We start from the raw sequence: 21,841 nt of genomic DNA, 5'->3' as shown, positions 1-21,841 counted from the left end.
CAGCATGCCATCAAAGTACCGCCCCCAACGCTTTGGTTGGATAGGGGATCTAGAGAAAGGGAAAAATTACTTAACTAGCCCTGAAGATCGGTTAATCTATGCCAATGATAACTATTGTTCATTAATTAGACAGAGGTTGTCAGATAAAATCTTTTATACATTTATTTACTTTATTTTATTCATTCTGTTGATTCCATCAATTATATTATGGGGAGCATTATTATTTATATACAATACTGATAATGAGATCGAAATAACATTATTAAGTACTATTGCTTTAATAACTTGTTGTATTGCCATATATGTAGTTATTCCAGGATTATATCAATCATTATTTTCTCGTCGAGGAAGCCCAATTATTTTTAACCGTAAAACGGGTAAAGTGTATGTGAATGAAAGTTACTTTTTTAGCTTTCGATTTTGGTATAACCCCTTAGTATTTTTACACCCCAATAAACGACGAATAAAAGAGTATGATTGGGCAGATTTACACGGGGTTGCCATTCATAACTATTCGCCTTACTCACTAGTTAGCGATATTTTAATGGTCTGCAAACCCGGCACTAACCAAACCATTGACCATATCATGTTCGATCCAGCCAGAATTGGAGTTGGTAGTCATTTAATCTGGGGTTGGGTCAATAATTATATGATATTTGATAAATTAGCCGACACCAGCCGAAGCATCTATCCAACCGACCAAGAAGACAAATTCAAACAAAAAATTATCAACGGTCAAGGTTGGTCAAAATGGATGATCGAAGCTTTTAATGCCACAACATTAGACGAGCTAGCCGACATTAAACAAAAATATCATGTTGAATAATAAAAAACTCAGCACGAAATAATAAATTTTCGTGCTAAATATATTTGGAAAAATATTATGCCTGTAAATTTAGATTTATTACCTAAACCGTTGACTATGAAAAACGGGTTGTCTCGTTTATTTTGGTGCATTACCTTAATCGTATTTATAGTCATTAGCGTGATTTTAATTTGCTTAAATCAGCCAAATTATAAAATCGGAATTGAGCATATTATCATTGCGGTTATTTTTGCGTTTATAGGCTGGATAATACTATTATTAATATCGTTGTTATTTCGTGGCTACAAGGAGTTCTATGTTGACGGTTGGAATAAATTACGTGAAGATCGAAAACAAGAATTGATTGAATTTGGTCAAAAACCGGTTTACGTCATTTTCAATCAATTACATTCTGAATTCGGTAATCAAAATCATGCACAAGCCTTGATAAGTGGTTTGCTATCCATTGAATCAAAAACAACTTTATCATCCAGTGATGATAATAATCCTATTATCCATTCAAGATTCAAATTTAACAATCTGAAAAATAATGATTTTAGTCCAAAAATAGATGAACTATTTAATGAATTACAAGAAGTTATTTCTATTTTAAATAGTAAAGTGTTCCAAAAAAAACAGAAGCATATTAGAATTTTTATCGATGTGCCTATCTCCTCTGAATTAATCAAACTAAGTTGGGAAAAAAAAGTAGGTTTAACCTCTTTTTTTGACTCTTGGAGCGTTATTGATGCAAAAGAAAGCTCCATATTCTTGGATAGTTGGTTAGATAATTCTCAGAATAACGATCATATATTATGTTGTATCAGTTTACATATGTATGATTTACCCCATTCATATAGTTCTGAGGCGATGACAAGCATGATTTGCCTAGGAAAAAATATTATCCAAACTGATAGTGCTATCCAATATATACAGGAAAATAAATTAACTGTTGTTGCTTTGCATCGTACACAAGAAAGCGATAATCTCGATTATACTCTTGAACATGCAGAACTATGGGGTGATTTTAATATTGAAGAAGGTAATCAACATCCAATTGGTGCCATATGGTTAAACAAATTAACATCTGATATTAATTTGCGTGTTTTATCTCGATATGTTGATAAGGCTTGCTCTATTGATAACATTTATCATATTAATACAACATTTGGGATTTCTGGTGAATGTGATTACTGGGTTGGTCTGGCATTTGCAATTGAATATGCTAATTATATTGATGAAAAACAGATAGTTATTGGTGAAAAACAAAATAGATTTAACGCAACTGTTATTGAATACATTAATTTCGATAGAGAATTCAAACAATGATAATAGTGTCACGATTGTTAAATATTATTTTCCACCAGTTTATCCCCATGAAAATGGGGGACTTTATTTAAAAACCGTGACTACTACATCCTATATTAAATAAAATTATTATTTTATAATATTAATTAATAATCACTAGTTAATCTACGGTAGACAACCAATCACTACTAGCTGCTGTATTAATTTTCAGATTAGTTATAATTCCAGAGGTATAACGTTTTTTTATGTATTTACTCCCGTTTTCGGTTATTGCGTAATTTAGCGATAGCCCAAACTGGGTCAGTGATAACGGGTTATTTAATCCGTTATTTCGAACATATTCTATATATGCGTGATATAAGTATTTTTGGGGATTGAATGGGGAAATACCTAAATTACCTATCGGCATTCCGTTTGGGCTCTCTAACACATCCAGATAACTACAAAAATTTACTAGATGATCAGATTCACGTTTAATCAATTTTGCCTCGTCGGATTTCTGTTGGTGGTGCAATCTGTCTCTGGCGTCTAATGGATTATTAAACTCTTTTAACAATAATCTCACTATAGACGGTAGTTCCTGTTTTATTTTGGTAACTAGGTGAGTATCTCGCTCCTTCACTGGTATCACCTCTCCAAAATGAAGTATGACCCGTCGTCGAGATATACCGCCGTTACGTTCGTTAAATCGCATTGGCTCGTTATTCACTATTAATACCACAGCGGGGATTTTACACGAATACGGATGTTTGTGTTTTGGGTCAATAGCTACCTCATCACCGCCAGTAATGGCTTTTAAACCTGCACCACTGCCAATATAGCGAGGCTGGTCTGGTAATACAATCAATGAATAACCCACGATTAGCGCTCTGTCCCTCGCTGTCTCCAGTGCGTCCATTGTGCCTACTACCGTATTGTTTTCACCTGCTAACATTGTGGCGATCTCAGAAAATACAGTTTTACCGCTACCGCCTGCCCCTGTAATTTCTATGAATAATTGCCAGTCATAGCGATTAGCTAAAATCATATATAGCGCAGCTAAAATATTAGTTTTTTTATCCTGATTATTATTAGACGCTCGTTCTAACCATTTAGTAAAATTAGGGGCATGAATTTCAAGCGTTTCGTTTTCTGTAGCTGGATAGTAATTAATATTATTATTGACTAATAACCAGTCCATAGAATTGTGAGGTCTAAAACTTTGATTTTTAAGTTCATACACTCCATTTTTAAAACAAATTAAATCAGTTTTAGGTTGTCCCATTATAGGTAATGAAAATTTGAGCGATTCAACTGCTGAGCTGATTCGTATGGGATTAAATGGCTCACCTGATTGATTGAACAAATCGACTAACGTCCGCATCAATATTTTATCGCTGATATGTTGCCAAACATTATTGTTATAATAATAAATTTTATCAGTTTTTAAATCAATTGCCAGATTGTTATCATAATACTGATTTAGTAGTTTTGCTCGTTGGCTGGGCGCCATTTGTGATATGTTCATATTTGCTAAATCTGCTAGTTTAAATTTACCGTTTGATACAATCGCCTGTTCCGATAAAATATTGTTGTCATTCATTTTTTTCTCCTAATACGTTCAATATTCCCATTTAGTTAAATTTAGTTGTGAAAATAGCTAAATTCACCAGTTTTATAAACGATTAACTAAATAGTTTTGTTTTTGAGTGGGTGGCTATGAGACAATTTAGTTTTGATTTTAGATTTCGTCATTTTATAAATTATAAGAACTAAACTTTCTCCACTTTACGAGATTCGAGCCAAGCATTAATTTCATCGGCTCGATAGCCAACTCGGCGCAATCCTATTTTTATTTTTTTTGGAAAAGTTTTATCATTTTTTTCTAATGTATAAAGGCTGGTGTTAGATTTGAAATGCAACAGTTCTAATACCTGTTTTCTGTTCATAATAATCGTCATGATATGTTTGCTCCTGTATTTAAAATGTAATAACAGAATAACACTGTATAAATAAACATGCATTACATTAAATAATAAAACATTAGCATTAAATAAAATGAAAAATTTATTAATAAATTATATTAACTTTAATAAAAAATTGTTAATTATGCCTTTTGTAATATTTGTATATAGTCGTTTTACATTTAATAAAATTTGTATTAGTTATTCAGAAAAATATTTCCATTTGTCGGGAATAATTAATTCAAAATCATTTGTTTTTGTTTCTATAGTTCTAGGCGCTAGTTTAATTTCATATAACCAATTTGAGATAGTTCTTTCATTTGGAGGGTTGCGGGATTTAAAATTATTGACAATTACAAATCTGATTTTTCTAGATAATGCAGAAACTCTACTAAATGGGAATTTTTCCCGTGTTAATAGCGCCGTTTGAATAGCAAACGATTTATAAAAATTTTGTGGTTTCCCAATTTTATTAATTTGGGGGGTGAAATTTTCTTCATTGGTAATATTTGCCCATGAAATAAATTGATTGAAATGCCCCTCGTCACTGAATAAATCGGGTAAAAAATTATTGTTTGCTGTTTGTAATAAATTAATATCCTTTGTCGAAATTAGCAATTCATCAATGTTAAACTCATAACTATTTTTATCAGTTAACGTTAAATAGCATCTAAAAATTTCATTAAAATGATCAATGTTGAACACTGGATGCATTGTGTTTAATATTGCTGTATTGCTGCCGAAAGGTGCGTAATTACTATATGTGTATTTATTTTTATTTAGCTCTAACCAATGCGTTAATCGTCCGATCCTCCAAATCCCAGACGCCTCACCGTAGTAAATCGCACAAAAAAAATGAGAACCCGCTCTATTTCTGTTAGGCATTTCAATTGTATACTGATATTGGTATGGTGGGATAGGCTTACCTAAGATATTTGTTTTAAAATGTCCTAGTAACCCGATATTTTTCTCAATCTGCTGAACGTTTTCAAATACTCCGACATAATCTTGGCATTGATCGCTAAAAATTTTTTTTTTGCCTGAAATGATAATGTACAACTCTGATTGTGAACGTAGGCGTATAACGGGATCATGCCTTCACTATTCCAAAACAGGAAGTCATCAACGGCACAATCCAATAATTTAGCTGCCCTTTCTAATGTGATAAATGGGATAGGGGGAAGTTTTGTATTCAATCTAGTGTACCTCTAATAGTGTTAAGCGTCATATAAAAATAATACAAAAATATATTTTCAATACAGTCAATAAAACGATTTTTAAATTTATATTTAATCAATTATATAAAAATAAAATTTATATTTATTGAAATTATCAATTAAATGATAGATAAAAAATCAAAACAAAAACCCTATGGGAGGGGGGGGTAAAATCTCTGGAACCTAACGCCTATAAACCACTCACCCCCATTTATTCGCAGAATCGCGAAATGAAATATTTTTTTTGGAGTTACAGGCAATCACAAATTTTTATTATTGAGCATCAGAAAGCAATTTAAAGAAGTTAAGACCAATGAATACTAATGAAGACCGAAAAATAAATATAATATATTGATATAATTTGATTTATGTATAGTATGTATAGTTTTATTGAATTATTTATAACAATAGTATCGTTGGATGTGATATATACCCCAAAATAGGGGTATAGTTTGGTTATTACATATTGATTACGCTTAAATTACGGTAGCCTGAAAGTGAAACGTTCGCTTGGCTGGACTTTTCGACAAAATTGCCCCACCAATCAAGCATAACTCGCTTTTGAGGTATGTATTCTGCTCTGTTGTAGGCTCGCCGTACTGCGTTTTTATCTAAATGCGATAATGCACTTTCAACGACATCATCATCAAAGCCCTGCTCGTTTAAAGTGGTACTAGCTAGAGATCTTAATCCATGTGCTACTAACTTATCTTTGAACCCCATGCGTTTTATTGCCGTGTTAGGGGTTTGGCTATTCATTGGTCTGTTATAAGGTGGTCTTGCTGTTGGAAAAACAAACTCGCTGTTAGGTTTGATAGATTTCATTATCTCTAGTATTTTTATTGCCTGCGGTGATAAAGGTATGTTGTGTGGTCGATCCATTTTCATTTGCTCGGCTGGAATACTCCATAATTTTTTATCAAGATCGATTTCATCCCACCTAGCCGATACGGCTTCACTTGGTCGTGTTAATGTTAATAATTGCCATTCAATTACGCACCTTGTTTGCAAATTAATATTAGCCATTGATAAAGCTTGCATGAACTGCGGTAACTCAGCAGTGGGAATGGTTGGGTGATTTTTTGCTTTCGGGCTATTAAATACGTTGGTAATTTTAGCAACGGGATTATTATCGATAATTCCCATATTGACAGCGTAATACATTATTTCATTGATACGCCCGCAAATTCTTTTTACTGTCTCGTATTTATTATTGTTATGTAATGGTTGTAACGCATTGATAGTCTTAATGGCGGTTACTTGGTTTATTGGAATATCTTTTATATAAGGGAAAACATGATTTTCTAATGAACGCCAAGCCTTTTTGAGTGTTTTTTCTTCTAAACCTTGTTCAGATTTGAATTTGAACCATTTCTCAGCCATAGTGTAAAAGGTATTATTACAAGATTCTTGCTTGCGTTGTTCTTGTTCCGCTTTGTGATGTTGTGGATCTATCCCTTGTTTAATTAATTCGCGTGCTTCATCTCGTTGTTTTCGTGCCTGCTGTAGCGAAACTTCTGGATAACTTCCGAAACTTACAGTAGTCCTATTATTCGTTATAGGACGATAATATCGGAATTGCCATATTTTTACCCCTGTTGACTTAATAAGTAAAAGTAAACCATTTCCATCATAAATAGGATAATCCTTACTTTGTGCTTTGGCATTCTTTATTTGTGTGTCCGTTATTGGGGTTACTTTTTTAGGCATACTTTTCTCTTATGGGACTATGAAATTATTTTAATATGTTTGCATAGTCCTTATTATAGTCCTAAAAATTTTGGTTGTAAATGTGTCTTACTGATACTTACGAAATAGTAAAACAGGCTTTAAGCCTTATTTATACTGGCTTGGATGTGGTTTAAAGGATTTTAAAGAATGTTACTGATTATTGATTTGGTGCCGTGGGCGGGACTTGAACCCGCATGCCCTTAGAGCACTACCCCCTCAAGATAGCGTGTCTACCAATTTCACCACCACGGCGCCGTAATTAATTTGGAATATCCGATGTCGGATTATCATTTGTTGTTTGTTGTGTTGCTTGTTCGCTTGTATTTTGTTGTGTTGTCACAGGCGTACTATCATTCACATCAATGTGACTGAATTTACTGGTACCGACCATGTTAGATAACACAATGCTTGATGCAAAGAATAGCACACCTAAAACGGTAGTTGTACGTGTTAAAAAGTTACCACTGCCTGATGAACCAAATAAGGTTGCAGATGCACCTGCCCCAAATGAAGAGCCCATTTCAGCACCTTTACCACGCTGTATTAATACTAGTACAATTATTGCCAAAGCAATAACCAAATAACCTGCTATTAAAATTCCGTACATTTTAACCTGTCACTTTTTAAGTGTTATACAACAAAAATTTATAGATGCGAAATATTAGCGAAAGTGTGACAAACAAGCAAGTATATTTTCTTATTTTCTGTATTTATCGTAATCAATTGTATGTTTCCGGGGTAAAAATCAGTATAATGTCGCCATTTTTATTATAGTATCGTTGTTTTATGAAATTTATTGTTAAGCTGTTTCCTGAAATTACCATTAAAAGTGAATCTGTTCGTTTACGTTTTATAAAAATATTGACCAGTAATATTCGTAACATTTTGAAACGTCATATCGAAGACGTTGCGGTTATTCGTCATTGGGATTTTATTGAAGTCCGTCCAAAAGTTGCCAACAGTGAAGCGCAAATTCTTGATTTATTAATCCGGATTCCCGGTATTCATCATATTTTAGCGGTCGATGAGATGCCTTATGTGGATATTCATGACATATTCGAAAAAGCATTGAATTACTATGCGCCGTTAATCGAAAACAAATCATTTTGTGTAAGGGTTAAACGTCGAGGAAAACATGATTTTACCTCGATTGATGTTGAGCGTTATGTCGGTGGGGGGCTTAATCAATATGTTGCTTCATCTAGAGTGAAATTAACTCGCCCTGACATTACCGTTAATTTAGAAATTGATAAAGATAAGTTGTTGCTTGTTAAATGTCGATATGATGGTATTGGTGGGTTTCCAACAGGCACACAAGAAGATGTGATTTCGTTAATTTCAGGCGGTTTTGATTCTGGTGTGTCAAGCTATATGCTCATTAGACGTGGCTGTCGTGTTCATTATTGCTTTTTTAATCTTGGCGGTAAGACACATGAAATTGGTGTTAAACAGATGGCGCATTATTTATGGGAGCGTTTTGGGAGTTCGCATAAAGTCCGTTTTATTGCTATCGATTTTGCCGACGTGGTAGGTGAGATTCTTGAAAAGGTAGATGACGGTCAAATGGGCGTTATTCTTAAACGAATGATGATTCGAGCTGCCTCAAAAATTGCTCAGCGCTATAAGGTCGAAGCGTTAGTGACTGGTGAGGCTTTAGGGCAAGTCTCAAGTCAAACTTTAACCAATTTACGCTTAATCGATAATGTCAGTGATACTTTAGTGTTACGTCCTCTTATTACGCATGATAAAGAAACTATTATTAATCTTGCTCGTCAGATTGGAACGGAAGATATTGCTAAAACGATGCCAGAATTTTGTGGTGTGATTTCGAAAAGTCCAACCGTGAAGGCAGTAAAAGAAAAAATTGAAGCCGAAGAGTTGAATTTTGATTTTTCTATTTTAGATAAGGCGGTTGACGAAGCTGAAAATATCGATATCCGCGAAATTGCTAAACAAGCCGATACAACTATCACGCAAGTAGAAACTGTTAGTAAACTAAATGATGAACATGTGGTTATTGATATTCGTTCCCCAGATGAACAAGAAGATCAGCCTCTTGAATTAAGCGATGTTGAAGTTAAGCTTATTCCATTTTATAAGTTGGCCACTCAATTCGGCGATTTAGATCAATCTAAGCAATATTTACTTTATTGTGCACGAGGTGTAATGAGTAAATTACAGGCTTTATACCTTATTGAACAGGGTTTTTGTAACGTTAAAATATTTAAAGAATAAAATTGCTAAGAATTTTGTATATTGTTAGCACTTTTTGCATATATAATAACGGTAAGGAAAAAATAAAAGCTATATCAATAATAGGATTAATTTTAATTAAAATATAAATATTATGAATCAATAGGATTAAGAGGGTTGTAATGAACAAATTACTTGTAGTTGATGATGATCCAGAGATAGCCTCGTTGTTGTGTGAATTATTAGAATTAGAAGGATTTGAAGTTGTAACAGCTAATAATGGAGTACAGGCTTTAGATAAGTTTGATAATACCATTGATCTTATATTACTTGATATTATGATGCCTGAAATGAATGGATTAAGTGTTTTATCTCAACTTAGAAATAAATACACGGTTCCAGTTATTTTTTTAACAGCTAAAGACAACGAGTTTGACAAAATTATTGGACTTGAACTTGGTGCAGATGATTATATCTTGAAACCATTTAATGATAGGGAGTTAGTTGCGCGGATTAACGCACTATTACGTCGTAAACGTTGGGATAATTTAGTTGGTGGCTTTGGTGAGAAGTCTCTTCAATATACGATTGATAAATTAACCGTTAATCGAAAGCAACAATCTGTTTCTTTTGATGACAAATATATTGAATTAACAGGCACCGAATTTCAAATATTATTAAAACTTCTTGAAAATGCAGGAAAAATAATTTCTCGTGATACCTTGAGTGAAACAGTGCTTGGTAAAGAGTTTATTCCTCTTGCGCGTTCAATTGATGTTCATGTTTCTAATTTACGTAAGAAGCTTCCACCCCGTAGTGATGGCTTACCGTGGATTAAAACATTGCGATCTAAGGGCTATCTATTTGTCGTAGATCAGAATGATGATCTGTTACAAAGTTAGATGTTGTTTATTAAAAAGGTAAGAAGATATGTGGATTTTTGATCGTCTGACTATCCGAATATTCACTATATTCTTACTGACAATAGCTTTTTTTTTGATGCTGATTATCGTTTTGCCGACTCTGGATTCCCGAAATTTAACTTATTTGGCGAATAAAGAAAAAGAAACTGGCAATATACTCGCTAATCAGCTCGAAAAAGAGCTAATCAATGTTCCTAAAAATAGTTTTCGTTGGTGGATGCGTTTTATTGTTGTTATGGATAATCATCAAAAATCCGAACAATTCTTATTTATCTTAACACCCAATGAGCAAATCATAACCGCAGATACTAAAAACATAGATTTAGTAAAAAACTTTAGTGAAAAATCTCATAATGTTGATGATCCTGCTAAAAAGATTTATGGTTCGCAAGAAATCATCGGCCCATTTCTGGTTAATTACGCTAAAGAGCAATATAAATTGTATGTTTTACAACCAGCATCGGATATTCAATCGCAGTTTGTTAGCCTTATCTTCGATCATCCCTTTTTGTTGTTAGCATTAACGATGTTAATTAGCTCGCCATTTTTACTTTGGTTATCTTGGAGTATCGCAAAACCAGCAAGACGTTTAAAAAGTGCAGCTGATCAGGTTGCTAAAGGTAATTTACAAGAGTGGCCAGATCTCGAAACAATTGGTTCTTCTGAGTATAAAGCAACAGGTGCAAGTTTTAACCATATGTTACGGGAACTGAAACGAATGCAAGAATCTCAGCAACGTTTGTTTTCCGATATCTCTCATGAATTACGAACACCATTAACACGTTTACAGCTTGCCGCATCATTATTGCGTCGTAAGCAAGGCGAAGGCACAGAAGTCACTCGTATTAATAATGAAGCCTTAAAACTCGATGCCATGATTGGAGATTTATTATCATTAGCCAGACATCAATATGATAATAATGAGATTCGGGAATTAAATAGTATTAATGTGTTATTTAAGCAAGTGCTTGATAATGCCACATTTGAAGCAGAACAAATTGGAAAAGATTTCTTAATTATGAATCCACCCAGCAATCAGACTATTTTGTGTTATCCTGCGGCGTTATGTAGTGCGCTTGAAAATGTAATACGCAATGCTTTTCGTTATTCAAATCATAAAATTGTGGTGGATTTTGTCGCTCATCATAAACACCTAACTATTACTATTGACGATGATGGGTTAGGGGTGGCAGATAATGAATTAGAACAGATCTTTAGACCCTTTTATCGTACCAGCGAAGCACGAGATCGTGAATCAGGTGGGACAGGTTTAGGTTTAGCTATTGTTTCTAATGCGATTACACGAGACCACGGAACTGTTAAAGCAGAGAAAAGTCCGTTAGGGGGACTAAGAGTTGTGATAGTATTGCCTATCCAAAATAAAAAATAGAAGAGAATTGTTGTGTCTAAAGCGCCATTAAATATTGTTTTGTTCGAACCCGAAATTCCTGCTAATACTGGTAATATTATCCGTCTTTGTGCAAATACGGGCTTTAATTTACATATTATTGAACCAATGGGATTCTTTTGGGATGATAAAAAACTTAGGCGTGCAGGATTGGATTATCAAGAGTTTGTCGATGTAAAACGTTATAAAAATATTCATCATTTTTTAGAATCAAACCAACTTGATTTAGCCACCCAAGTTTATGCATTAACCACAAAAGGGCAAAAGTCACATAGTGAAGTCAGTTATAAACACAATGACTTTTTGATGTTTGGCCCAGAAACACGGGGATTACCAGCTTCTATACTTGATGTGCTTCCACAAGATCATAAAATTCGCATTCCTATGTTAGCCAATAGCCGTAGCATGAATTTATCTAACTCCGTTGCGGTGGTAGTTTATGAATCATGGCGACAATTAGGTTATATCGGTGCTAAATAACTATTTAGTCGTTGTTTGAAAAACTGGAAATGAAGGATAAAAAAGAGTTTAGTTATTTTATCAATGTTGACAAGTAACTTTGTGAGCGTTGTTTGGAATATAGCTAGACTATTTAAGCCTCGCTATATTCTTTCAATCGTTAAGATACTTAACCGATTTTATTTAACACGTGAAACGTATTCGCCTGAACGTGTATCAACTTTAAGTACTTCACCAATTTGTACAAACAGTGGTACACGGACAACAGCACCAGTTGATAATGTTGCCGGTTTACCGCCAGTTCCTGCTGTATCACCTTTTAAACCTGGATCTGTTTCGATAACTTCAAGTTCAACAAAGTTAGGTGGGGTAACGGCGATAGGTTGTCCGTTCCATAATGTTAAGATACATTCTGCTTGATCAACTAACCATTTAGCGTTGTCTCCAACCGCTTTCGCATCAGCAGATAATTGTTCAAATGTGTCGTTATTCATGAAGTGCCAAAATTCACCGTCGGTATATAAATAAGTTAGATTCATATCGACAACATCGGCAGCTTCAACTGATTCACCTGATTTGAACGTTTTATCAACGGTTTTACCAGAAAGTAATTTTTTAATTTTAACGCGGTTAATTGCTTGCCCTTTTCCGGGTTTATAAAATTCGTTTTCAACAATTACGCACGGCTCACCATCTTGCATTATTTTAAGACCGGCTTTAAACTCATTAGTACTATAAGATGCCATAAAAGCTCCAACTATCATTCTGAATTACAAAAATGAGCCATATTATACAGCAAAAAGTTGAACTACCAAATAAAGATGACTGGATTTTTGATCTTGCTAATGTTGTGACCGATATCAAGCAACTTTATTGTTATTTAGATTTGGATCCAGATACGATTTCTATATCAATGAAACAAGCGAAAAAACAGTTTCCGCTTCGAGTTCCTATGGCTTTTATTCATCGAATGAAGAAGGGTGACTATACGGATCCGCTATTGTTACAAGTGCTTTGTAATGATAATGAAATGATTGAAGTTAGTGGTTTTAGTGCCGATCCGTTGCTAGAACAAGATAACGCCATTCCGGGATTATTGCATAAATATCACAATCGAGCCTTGTTGATGACTAAAACGGCGTGTGCAATTAATTGTCGTTACTGTTTTAGGCGACATTTTCCGTATCATGAAAATCAGGGTAATAAAAAAAATCTTACTGTTGCATTAGATTATATTGCGAATCATCCAGAACTTGATGAAATCATATTATCTGGTGGTGATCCATTAATGGCTAAAGATCATGAGTTGGATTATTTAATCAGTGAATTAGAAAAAATTAAGCATGTTAAGCGGCTACGCATTCATACCCGTTTAGCGGTAGTGATTCCTTCTCGTATTACCGCTACACTTTGTCGACTTTTTGCTAAAAGTCGTTTACAAATTGTTGTTGTCACGCATATTAATCACCCTAATGAAATTGATGATGATGTGTCACAAGCGGTTAATCAATTAAAGCAACATAATGTGACCGTTCTTAATCAAAGTGTGTTATTGAAAAATATTAATGATAATGTGACGACGTTAGCACAATTGAGTAATAAGCTGTTTGATAATGGTATTTTGCCTTATTACATACATTTATTAGATAAAGTACAAGGTGCCGCTCATTTTTTAGTAGAAGACAAGCACGCTAAACAATTAATGAAGCAGTTATCTGAACAGGTATCGGGTTATTTAGTTCCTAAATTAGCACGTGAAGTCGGCGGTGAAAAAAGTAAGCGAGTCCTAACTTTTAATGATTAATTTATTCGAAATTAAAGGGTGACATGATATCTGATACTTACGGCAGTGATGACTATTTTAGGTTATTTTTATATCATTTATCTTTTAAAATCTCATTGACGAAAAATAAAATAGCCTCTATAATTCCGACCTCTTTAATTAATGCTGTGGAGTTTTTACTCTACAACTTGTTGATAAATTAGATTTGGATATAAATCGTCATGAAACGCACATTTCAACCATCAGTATTAAAACGCAACAGAACTCACGGTTTCCGTGCACGTATGGCTACTAAAAACGGTCGTCAAGTTCTTGCTCGCCGTCGTGCTAAAGGCCGTGCTCGTTTAACTGTTTCTAGCTAATTTAAAGTTGAGTGACTAAACTCACTTTTCCTCGGGAGTTGCGCTTGTTAACTCCCTTTGATTTCAATTATGTTTTTCAAGAATCCACACGAGCGGGATCGCCTTTCCTTACGCTAATTACTCGTAAAAACCAGTTATCGCATCCACGTTTGGGATTTGCTATAGCTAAAAAGCAGGTTAAGCGAGCACATGAGCGTAATCGGATCAAACGACTTGCTAAAGAGTATTTCCGTCATCATCAACATCAATTACCTAACATTGATTTTATTTTAATGGCGAAGCAACCTGTTATAGAATTAGATAATCAACAACTTTTCGCTACATTAGATAAACTATGCCAAAAAATTGTCGGCAAACACCAGATGTGAACAAAATTTTATTGATTATCAAACAGCATGTAATGGCTTGTAAATTATTGATAATAAATATTTTTGTTTTAATAATTCGTGTTTATCAAAAAGTCATTAGCCCTTTATTTGGTCCAAAATGTCGCTTTACCCCAACGTGTTCTCAGTATGCAATAATTGCGCTAAGACGCTTTGGATTATTAAAAGGAGGTTGGCTAACAGTGAAACGTGTATTAAAATGTCACCCTTTACATGAGGGAGGAGAAGATCTTGTTCCTCCTAATATTAAAAACAATAGAGAAAAACACTAATGGGATCTCAACGTAATATTTTAGTTATTGCTTTACTTTTTGTATCGTTTTTTATTTGGAAGGCTTGGGAAGAGGATCATGCCCCTAAACCACCTATTACCAATCAAATGACACAACATGTTAGTGATAATGATTCGAATGATGCTTCACTGCTTGGTAAGAGCATTATTGTCAAATCTGATGTTCTTTCACTTACCATTAATACTTATGGCGGTGATGTGCAAGCGGCTCAATTATTAAAATATGAGCAGACTCTCCATTCAGGTACACCTTTTCAATTGTTAACCTCACGTCCTGATTATGTTTATATTGCCGAAAGTGGTTTAACCGGTAAAGATGGCCCTGATAATGCGACGCAAAACTCTCAACGTCCTGTTTATCAAACAGCGCAGACCGAATATACGTTAGCTGACGGGCAAGATGAACTGCGCGTACCGCTCAGTTATCAAATCAATGGCGTGAAATACACTAAATATTATGTGTTACATCGTGGTAGTTATGCAATTGATGTTGAGTACGCAATTGATAACCAAAGTTCAACGTCTGTTGAAGTTGCGATGTATGGGCAGTTAAAACAGACTATTGAGTTACCTCATGATGCCGTGACTGAAGGTGGTGGTGGATTAGGGCTAAGTGCTTTCCGTGGTACGGCTTACTCTAGCGCTGATACAAATTATAGCAAATACAGTTTTGATGATATTAAAAATAAAGCGTTATCTATCGAAACAACAACAGGCTGGGTTGCGATGTTGCAACACTATTTTGCATCGGCTTGGGTTCCAACACAGGATCAGAAGAATTTATTCTATTCTCGAGCTGCAGCGAAGAATTCGCAAGCGACCATTGGTTTTAAAGGTGAATCCACGACAGTGCAAGCAGGCAGTACGCAAACGATTAGTGCAAAATTGTGGTTAGGGCCTGAAATTCAAAGCGAATTAAAGCAAACAGCAAAACATCTTGATTTAATTGTGGATTATGGTTGGTTATGGTTCTTATCTCAACCTCTATTTTATTTATTGAAATTTATCCAAAGTTTTGTTGGTAATTGGGGAATTGCAATCATTGCTATCACGTTTATCGTTCGTGGTATTTTATTCCCATTAACACGTGCGCAATATCGCTCAATGGCTAGAATGAAGTTATTACAACCTCGTTTACAAGCGTTAAAAGAGCGTTATGGTGATGACCGACAAAAAATGGGCATGGAAACCATGGCGCTTTATAAGCAAGAAAAAGTGAATCCGTTAGGGGGGTGTTTACCACTGTTGATTCAAATGCCAATTTTCTTGTCATTATTCTATATGTTAGGTAATAGTGTCGAACTCCGTCATGCGCCATTTGCCCTTTGGATTCATGACTTATCAGCACAAGATCCATATTATATTTTACCGTTATTAATGGGTGGGACAATGTTCTTAATTCAGAAGATGTCACCAACACCTGTCACAGACCCATTACAACAAAAATTGATGACCTATATGCCATTAATCTTTACGGTATTCTTCTTATGGTTCCCATCTGGCTTAGTTTTATACTATATTGTCAGTAATTTATTTACGATTGCGCAGCAACGTATTATCTATTGGGAATTAGAGAAAAAAGGTCTTCACGAAAAGAAAAAGAAATAATGAGAATTTGAAGGAGGAGTAAAATCCTCCTTTTTCGTATCTGTTTTTGAGTATTAATTGATTATGAATATACAGCAACAATTACATTTAACCGGAGATGAAAAGGGATATTGGTTTGTTAGTCAAAATGGGCGTCTATGGTTACCGAATGGTAAAGTGCCGTTTGGACAAGCAAACGAACTGGGTTTTACTCAAGAGCTTGCACAACCAATCGGTGAATGGAATGGACAAATGGCTTGGCTTATTTGCAAGCAAATGAAAAACTCTATGAGTTCTATTCGATCTTTGCTTACCTATGAAGCCGATCAATCATTATTCCATATGGCAGGGCGAGCAGTTCAATTATCTGAATTTTATCGTTCTCACAAGTATTGTGGCTATTGTGGAAGCAAGATGTATATCAGTAAGACGGAATGGTGTTGTATGTGTGATAACTGTAAAGAGCGTTATTATCCACAAATCTCACCTTCTATCATTGTTGCTATTCGAGACAAAAATAAAATTTTACTTGCAAAGCATGTTCGTCATAATCAGGATGATTTATATACTGTCTTGGCGGGATTTACTGAAATTGGTGAAACAATGGAAATGGCCGTTAAGCGGGAAGTTTTCGAAGAATCCAAGATACAAATAAAAAATATCCGTTATGTGGCATCACAACCGTGGCCATTCCCTAATTCGCTAATGATGGCGTATTTAGCTGATTATGACGGCGGAGAGATACAAATAGATAAAAACGAATTAGTTGATGCTGGTTGGTATCATTATTCCAATCTGCCTAAAATCCCAGAATATGGCACAATAGCAAGACGGTTAATCGAAGATACGATTGCGCTATGTCGTGATTATGATAAATTTGGTGAAGATTAAAGGTGTTTTATCGGTTTAATGAATATTTTTAAGTTTAAACGTTTTCATTTTGTTTTCTTAAAAATATTCATATTTTAGTGACGGCTACACCATACCGCTAATGCATTACAATCCCAGTTTTTCATCATGTCACACCATGCAGAACGCCAACGTCTGACAGTGTTACTGCTAAAATTCATCTTTTTTTCGATTTGTAAATTATTTTCACCTGACACCAGTAAATCGATAAATTGTAACCATAAGTCCGCTCTAGGTAATTTATTTAATTGGGTATCACCTAAAATATTAAAACTTTGTCGGCAACGTTTACATCGATAGCATGTTCGTGTTCCGACTTTGGTTGTTTCTGATGATCCACAATGGAGACAAGTAGGCGTTTTTTCATTGAGTAATGCCATTATTTTGGAGTTCATGACTTGATGTTGTTCTTCTAAGGTTGTGGTGATTTTGGCTTGTTTATTATCGGTATACCACCTGTATAAACAAGTATAATTTATTTTTAAATATTGAATGATTGCATGATCGCGTCGTATAACTTTTTCAAGTGAACATGCTAATTTTTTGGCAATATATTGATAGCTTTTATTTTTTATACGGTAAGTGAATATTATTTCTAACCAATTAAATGGTGTCAAACGATTGAAAGGAGTATTCGTCGCCGCGGTAGAATACTTATTGCATGCTTTACAACGATAAGTGTTGGTCGGGTTTGTCCGAATCAAATAAAAATCGCTTTTACCGCAAAATGGACATGCTTCAAAACGTTGCAGAGTTATTCTTCTTAAGTTATGAAGAAAATTATTAAGATCATTGTGTAATTCAGATGGAACTAATTCATAAATCATTTATTACTCCCTAATCACTTGCTATCACAAATATTATCAGATATTTAGCTTAACAAGTAGGTGAGCTAACACTTTTTTACATTATTCTGATTTGTAAATTTTGAAGTTTTTTTAAGAAATTTTTTCGCGATATTGAAATTTTAAGAAAACTAAATTAATGGACGATTAACAATTAAGATGATTTGAAAATATAGATATTTTATAATAGGTTAACTAATTTTATGTTCACCAAAATCTTAAATAAAGAGGCGGGTAAAAATCGACATGCAAATCTATGCATGTCAATTTTATAAATGGTTAAAATTAATTTTGTTAAGTGTTATTTAACCATTCGGCAACTTGTTTAGAGAAATAGCTTAATATGCCATCTGCACCAGCGCGTTTAAAGCAGAGTAATGATTCCATAATTGCTGATTTTTCATCTAACCAATTATTTTCAATTGCTGCTTTTAACATCGCATATTCCCCAGATACTTGATAGGCAAAAGTCGGAACGGCAAAGGTGTCTTTCACTCGGCGAATAATATCAAGATAAGGCATGCCGGGTTTTACCATGACCATATCAGCACCTTCATTTAAATCTTGATAAATTTCTTGCAAGGCTTCATTGCTATTCGATGGGTCAAGTTGATAAGTTTTTTTATTTCCACCTTTTATATTTTTAGCTGAGCCGACTGCATCTCGGAAAGGGCCATAAAAACTCGATGCATATTTGGCGGAATAAGCCATTATTTGCGTATTATGAAAACCTTGGGCTTCGAGTTCGTCACGAATTGCGCCAATGCGTCCATCCATCATATCGCTTGGTGCGATAACATCAACACCAGCATGAGCTTGCATCAAGGCTTGTTTAACAAGTGTTTCGACAGAAACATCATTTAGAACATAACCATGTTCATTAATAATACCGTCTTGTCCATGAGTAGTATAAGGATCAAGTGCTACATCGGTTAATATGCCAAGGTCAGGAAATTCTTTTTTTAATGCACGTACGGCTTTTGGGACTAAACCATTTTCATTGTAGGCTTCTTGTGCCAGAAGCGATTTTTTTTCAGGTTCAATAGCAGGAAATAAAGATAAAACCGGAATGCCTAATCGAACAATTTGTTCGGCTTCTTTCAATAACACATCAATGCTCATTCTGTTTACACCTGGCATAGATGCAACTGGTTGAGTAATCTGATTTCCTTCAACAATAAAAACCGGATAAATCAGGTCATTAACACTTAAATTATTTTCGGCAATTAGACGTCGGCTAAAATCTTGTGCCCTATTACGTCTGAGTCGGCGCTTAGGATATTGACCTGTAATAAATGGTGACATAAAAGCTCCTGCTTATTTTTCTTATTAAAATTAGGGTAATTATCTGATGCCAAAAGCTGTTTAGCAAATTAATTTGCTGTATTAGAATAAATCAAATTTTTACTTTACAACATACGTTGATTAGAGGTAAAATTGCGCACTAATTTTTAGTCCTTTGTGATATTAACCAATTTTGAGGTGAGAGGCACATGCCAGTAATTAAAGTACGTGAAAATGAACCTTTCGATGTAGCATTACGTCGTTTTAAACGTTCTTGCGAAAAAGCAGGAGTTTTAGCTGAAGTTCGTAACCGTGAATTTTACGAAAAACCAACGACAATTCGTAAACGCGCTAAAGCAGCGGCTGTTAAACGTCATGCTAAGAAATTAGAAAGAGAAAACGCTCGTCGCACTCGTTTATATTAATATTTTTGCGATTATTTATACTTAAAATTTAAATTGATATAAAAATCAATTTGTTATATTTTTAATATAAAGAATTCTTACAAGCCGTACACAAGGTACGGCTTGTTGTCTTTCTAAAATGCCAATATTGGTTGAACGTTCATTATGAAAGGTCAAATTCCTCGCGATTTTATTTTAGAACTGATAGCTCGATCTAGCATTCTAGATGTGATCAGTAAACGTGTTAAAATGAAAAAACAGGGAAATAACTATTTTGGTTGTTGTCCTTTTCATGATGAAAAAACGGCTTCTTTTTCGCTTAACGAAAAAAAACAGATCTATTATTGCTTTGGCTGTGGCGCGACGGGTTCTGTCGTCACTTTCTTGATGCAATATGAACGTTTATCATTTCCAGAAGCTATTGAAGAGCTAGCCAATATGCAAGGGATTCGTGTCCCTTATGTCGATAGTGAAAACAAGCAAATCGACCAATCCAAACATATTGAATCTCGAAATATTCGCCGAGATTTATATACGTTAATGGCTAAAATTACCCATTTTTATCAGCAACAATTAGCCCAACCAACATCAACAGATGCCAATCAATACCTTGAACAACGCGGATTGAATGCCGAAATTATCAATCGGTATAAAATTGGTTTTGCGCCAAATGAGTGGCGATTAACCTTACAAAACGTGGTTAAAAGCAAAGCAGAAGCCGAGCTTTATAATCAAGCTGGTATGTTAGTCACGAATGATAATGGTAACCAATATGACCGCTTTCGTGGTCGAATTATGTTCCCGATTCGTGACAGACAAGGTAATGTGATTGCCTTTGGTGGGCGAACGATTATCAATGATAATGCGAAATATATCAATTCACCCGAAACGCCTATTTTTCATAAGGGGTTTCAGTTGTATGGTCTTTATGAAGCACAAGAAGTGAATCGTAATCCTAAACAACTGATGGTGGTTGAAGGATATATGGATGTTGTCTCGCTTGCCCAATTTGGGATAGATTATGCTGTTGCGGCACTTGGTACAGCGACATCTGAAGAGCATATCAAGCTGTTATTTAGAGCAACAGATTCAGTCCTATTTTGTTACGACGGCGATAATGCCGGGCGTAGTGCAGCTTGGCGAGCACTCAATGTTTTATTACCTTGCTTAATTGACGGTAAAGAGATAACTTTTGCTTTTTTACCACAAGATGAAGATCCGGATAGTTTGGTTCGAAAAATAGGTAAAGATGGATTTGAGTCCTATTTACAAACGGCACCAAATTTATCTAAGTTTTTATTTGATGAACTTTTGAAACAAGTTGATTTAAAAACGCCTGAAGGAAAATCTAAATTAAGTTCACTCGCTTTACCTTTAATTGATCAAGTAAAAGCAAAAGCATTCCGTTTAAACTTGTTGCAACAATTAGGTAAATATTTGGGTTTACTTGATGTGTCTCAGCTTGAGCAATTATTGCGTGCAAGTCGCACTAAAAACGATACAAACACGGTGGTTAATACGCCTGTGTCTCAGGTAAAACTTACTACTATGCGTATTTTAATCGGCTTATTAATTCAGTACCCTTATCTTGCTAAGCTAGTCACCGATATTAAAGCTATCAGTCAAGTGAAAATGGCGGGGATTGAAATTTTTATTGAACTACTTGAATTATGCCAACATTACCCAAATATAACTACTGCACAGATCTTAACTGAATATATTGATAAACCGTTTTATAAGCAACTAAATCGGTTAGCAATATGGGAGCACCATTATCAAGACAATCAAATAGAGTCAATTTTTTCGCATACGTTAAAAGAGTTATATGATAATATACTCGCCCAACGGCAAGATGAACTGATCGCAAAAGAGAGAGTCTCCGGCTTAAGTACCGCAGAGAAAAAAGAATTAGCGACACTTATACTTGTTTTATCGAAAAAAGACTAAATATTGGGTATATGTAGAACCAAATTTTACCGCGTTTTACATATATAATATACAT

22 protein-coding genes and 1 tRNA gene are annotated in these 21,841 nt (G+C 34.6%); 14 read left to right on the top strand and 9 right to left on the bottom strand.

What is annotated here, in order from left to right:
- Nucleotides 1-4: 4 nt before the first annotated feature.
- Both J3U36_RS02085 and J3U36_RS02080 read left to right on the top strand, forming a co-directional pair.
- Complete coding sequence (locus J3U36_RS02085) at nt 5-826, top strand: DUF6708 domain-containing protein (protein WP_267380447.1); 822 nt, start codon at nt 5-7, stop codon at nt 824-826.
- 57 nt (nt 827-883) lie between these two features.
- On the top strand, nt 884-2,134 hold the full coding sequence (locus tag J3U36_RS02080; RefSeq protein WP_267385829.1) for a hypothetical protein: 1,251 nt from the start codon (nt 884-886) through the stop codon (nt 2,132-2,134).
- 139 nt (nt 2,135-2,273) lie between these two features.
- On the opposite strand, the gene J3U36_RS02075 is transcribed toward J3U36_RS02080, so the two are convergent.
- The 6 genes from J3U36_RS02075 to secG all read right to left on the bottom strand — a co-directional run bounded on the left by J3U36_RS02075 (nt 2,274) and on the right by secG (nt 7,611).
- On the bottom strand, nt 2,274-3,695 hold the full coding sequence (locus J3U36_RS02075) for a DNA primase family protein (protein ID WP_267380896.1): 1,422 nt from the start codon (nt 3,693-3,695) through the stop codon (nt 2,274-2,276).
- Between the two features lie 169 nt (nt 3,696-3,864).
- Entirely contained in the window at nt 3,865-4,041 is a 177-nt protein-coding gene (locus tag J3U36_RS02070) for a helix-turn-helix transcriptional regulator (RefSeq protein ID WP_267380895.1), read from the bottom strand.
- A 216-nt stretch (nt 4,042-4,257) separates the two neighbouring features.
- Nucleotides 4,258-5,115 carry a hypothetical protein gene (locus J3U36_RS02065; RefSeq protein ID WP_267380894.1) on the bottom strand — a complete coding sequence of 286 codons (858 nt, stop codon included), beginning with the start codon at nt 5,113-5,115 and terminating at the stop codon, nt 4,258-4,260.
- A 617-nt stretch (nt 5,116-5,732) separates the two neighbouring features.
- On the bottom strand, nt 5,733-6,983 hold the full coding sequence (locus J3U36_RS02060; protein ID WP_267380893.1) for an integrase domain-containing protein: 1,251 nt from the start codon (nt 6,981-6,983) through the stop codon (nt 5,733-5,735).
- 187 nt (nt 6,984-7,170) lie between these two features.
- Nucleotides 7,171-7,256, bottom strand: a tRNA-Leu gene (locus J3U36_RS02055).
- 7 nt (nt 7,257-7,263) lie between these two features.
- Complete coding sequence (gene secG, locus J3U36_RS02050) at nt 7,264-7,611, bottom strand: preprotein translocase subunit SecG (RefSeq protein ID WP_267380892.1); 348 nt, start codon at nt 7,609-7,611, stop codon at nt 7,264-7,266.
- Nucleotides 7,612-7,790: 179 nt separating this feature from the next.
- Between secG and thiI the strand changes: the two genes are divergently transcribed.
- The 4 genes from thiI to trmL all read left to right on the top strand — a co-directional run bounded on the left by thiI (nt 7,791) and on the right by trmL (nt 12,008).
- Nucleotides 7,791-9,239 carry a tRNA uracil 4-sulfurtransferase ThiI gene (gene thiI / locus J3U36_RS02045; protein ID WP_267380891.1) on the top strand — a complete coding sequence of 483 codons (1,449 nt, stop codon included), beginning with the start codon at nt 7,791-7,793 and terminating at the stop codon, nt 9,237-9,239.
- Between the two features lie 140 nt (nt 9,240-9,379).
- The gene (locus J3U36_RS02040; protein WP_065558927.1) at nt 9,380-10,099 is read left to right on the top strand and encodes a response regulator; all 720 of its coding nucleotides are present in this window, start codon (nt 9,380-9,382) and stop codon (nt 10,097-10,099) included.
- A 28-nt stretch (nt 10,100-10,127) separates the two neighbouring features.
- Entirely contained in the window at nt 10,128-11,510 is a 1,383-nt protein-coding gene (gene cpxA / locus J3U36_RS02035) for an envelope stress sensor histidine kinase CpxA (protein WP_416379858.1), read from the top strand.
- A 12-nt stretch (nt 11,511-11,522) separates the two neighbouring features.
- The gene (gene trmL, locus J3U36_RS02030) at nt 11,523-12,008 is read left to right on the top strand and encodes a tRNA (uridine(34)/cytosine(34)/5-carboxymethylaminomethyluridine(34)-2'-O)-methyltransferase TrmL (RefSeq protein ID WP_267352371.1); all 486 of its coding nucleotides are present in this window, start codon (nt 11,523-11,525) and stop codon (nt 12,006-12,008) included.
- 158 nt (nt 12,009-12,166) lie between these two features.
- On the opposite strand, the gene efp is transcribed toward trmL, so the two are convergent.
- Nucleotides 12,167-12,733 carry an elongation factor P gene (gene efp / locus J3U36_RS02025; RefSeq protein ID WP_034882790.1) on the bottom strand — a complete coding sequence of 189 codons (567 nt, stop codon included), beginning with the start codon at nt 12,731-12,733 and terminating at the stop codon, nt 12,167-12,169.
- A gap of 32 nt (nt 12,734-12,765) precedes the next feature.
- On the opposite strand from efp, the gene epmB reads away from it, so the two are divergent.
- The 6 genes from epmB (at nt 12,766) to nudC (ending at nt 17,288) form a co-directional block, all read left to right on the top strand.
- Nucleotides 12,766-13,791, top strand: a complete 1,026-nt coding sequence (gene epmB / locus J3U36_RS02020; protein WP_267380890.1) for an EF-P beta-lysylation protein EpmB — start codon at nt 12,766-12,768, stop codon at nt 13,789-13,791.
- Between the two features lie 200 nt (nt 13,792-13,991).
- On the top strand, nt 13,992-14,132 hold the full coding sequence (gene rpmH, locus J3U36_RS02015) for a 50S ribosomal protein L34 (RefSeq protein ID WP_039105005.1): 141 nt from the start codon (nt 13,992-13,994) through the stop codon (nt 14,130-14,132).
- 11 nt (nt 14,133-14,143) lie between these two features.
- Nucleotides 14,144-14,500, top strand: coding sequence for a ribonuclease P protein component (gene rnpA / locus J3U36_RS02010; protein ID WP_267352369.1), 357 nt, complete (start codon nt 14,144-14,146; stop codon nt 14,498-14,500).
- A 32-nt stretch (nt 14,501-14,532) separates the two neighbouring features.
- Complete coding sequence (gene yidD / locus J3U36_RS02005) at nt 14,533-14,790, top strand: membrane protein insertion efficiency factor YidD (RefSeq protein ID WP_267380904.1); 258 nt, start codon at nt 14,533-14,535, stop codon at nt 14,788-14,790.
- Entirely contained in the window at nt 14,790-16,418 is a 1,629-nt protein-coding gene (yidC, locus tag J3U36_RS02000) for a membrane protein insertase YidC (protein ID WP_267380889.1), read from the top strand. Before yidD ends, yidC begins: the two co-directional genes overlap by 1 nt.
- A gap of 63 nt (nt 16,419-16,481) precedes the next feature.
- Entirely contained in the window at nt 16,482-17,288 is an 807-nt protein-coding gene (nudC, locus tag J3U36_RS01995; RefSeq protein ID WP_267380888.1) for an NAD(+) diphosphatase, read from the top strand.
- 74 nt (nt 17,289-17,362) lie between these two features.
- Here the strand turns inward: nudC and J3U36_RS01990 are convergent, their stop codons facing one another.
- On the bottom strand, nt 17,363-18,133 hold the full coding sequence (locus J3U36_RS01990; protein WP_267361394.1) for a hypothetical protein: 771 nt from the start codon (nt 18,131-18,133) through the stop codon (nt 17,363-17,365).
- Nucleotides 18,134-18,445: 312 nt separating this feature from the next.
- Nucleotides 18,446-19,456: a porphobilinogen synthase gene (gene hemB / locus J3U36_RS01985; protein ID WP_267380887.1), complete on the bottom strand. Its 1,011-nt coding sequence runs from the start codon at nt 19,454-19,456 to the stop codon at nt 18,446-18,448.
- A gap of 188 nt (nt 19,457-19,644) precedes the next feature.
- Between hemB and rpsU the strand changes: the two genes are divergently transcribed.
- Nucleotides 19,645-19,860, top strand: coding sequence for a 30S ribosomal protein S21 (gene rpsU, locus J3U36_RS01980; RefSeq protein ID WP_034882800.1), 216 nt, complete (start codon nt 19,645-19,647; stop codon nt 19,858-19,860).
- A gap of 144 nt (nt 19,861-20,004) precedes the next feature.
- On the top strand, nt 20,005-21,786 hold the full coding sequence (gene dnaG / locus J3U36_RS01975; RefSeq protein ID WP_267361398.1) for a DNA primase: 1,782 nt from the start codon (nt 20,005-20,007) through the stop codon (nt 21,784-21,786).
- Nucleotides 21,787-21,841 lie beyond the last annotated feature (55 nt).

It is taken from the genome of Gilliamella sp. B3817 (genome assembly GCF_026536705.1).
Lineage (GTDB): Bacteria > Pseudomonadota > Gammaproteobacteria > Enterobacterales > Orbaceae > Gilliamella > Gilliamella apicola_I.
The sequence above is the reverse complement of the archived record's forward strand: the minus strand, read 5'-3'. Positions and strand labels throughout refer to the sequence as shown.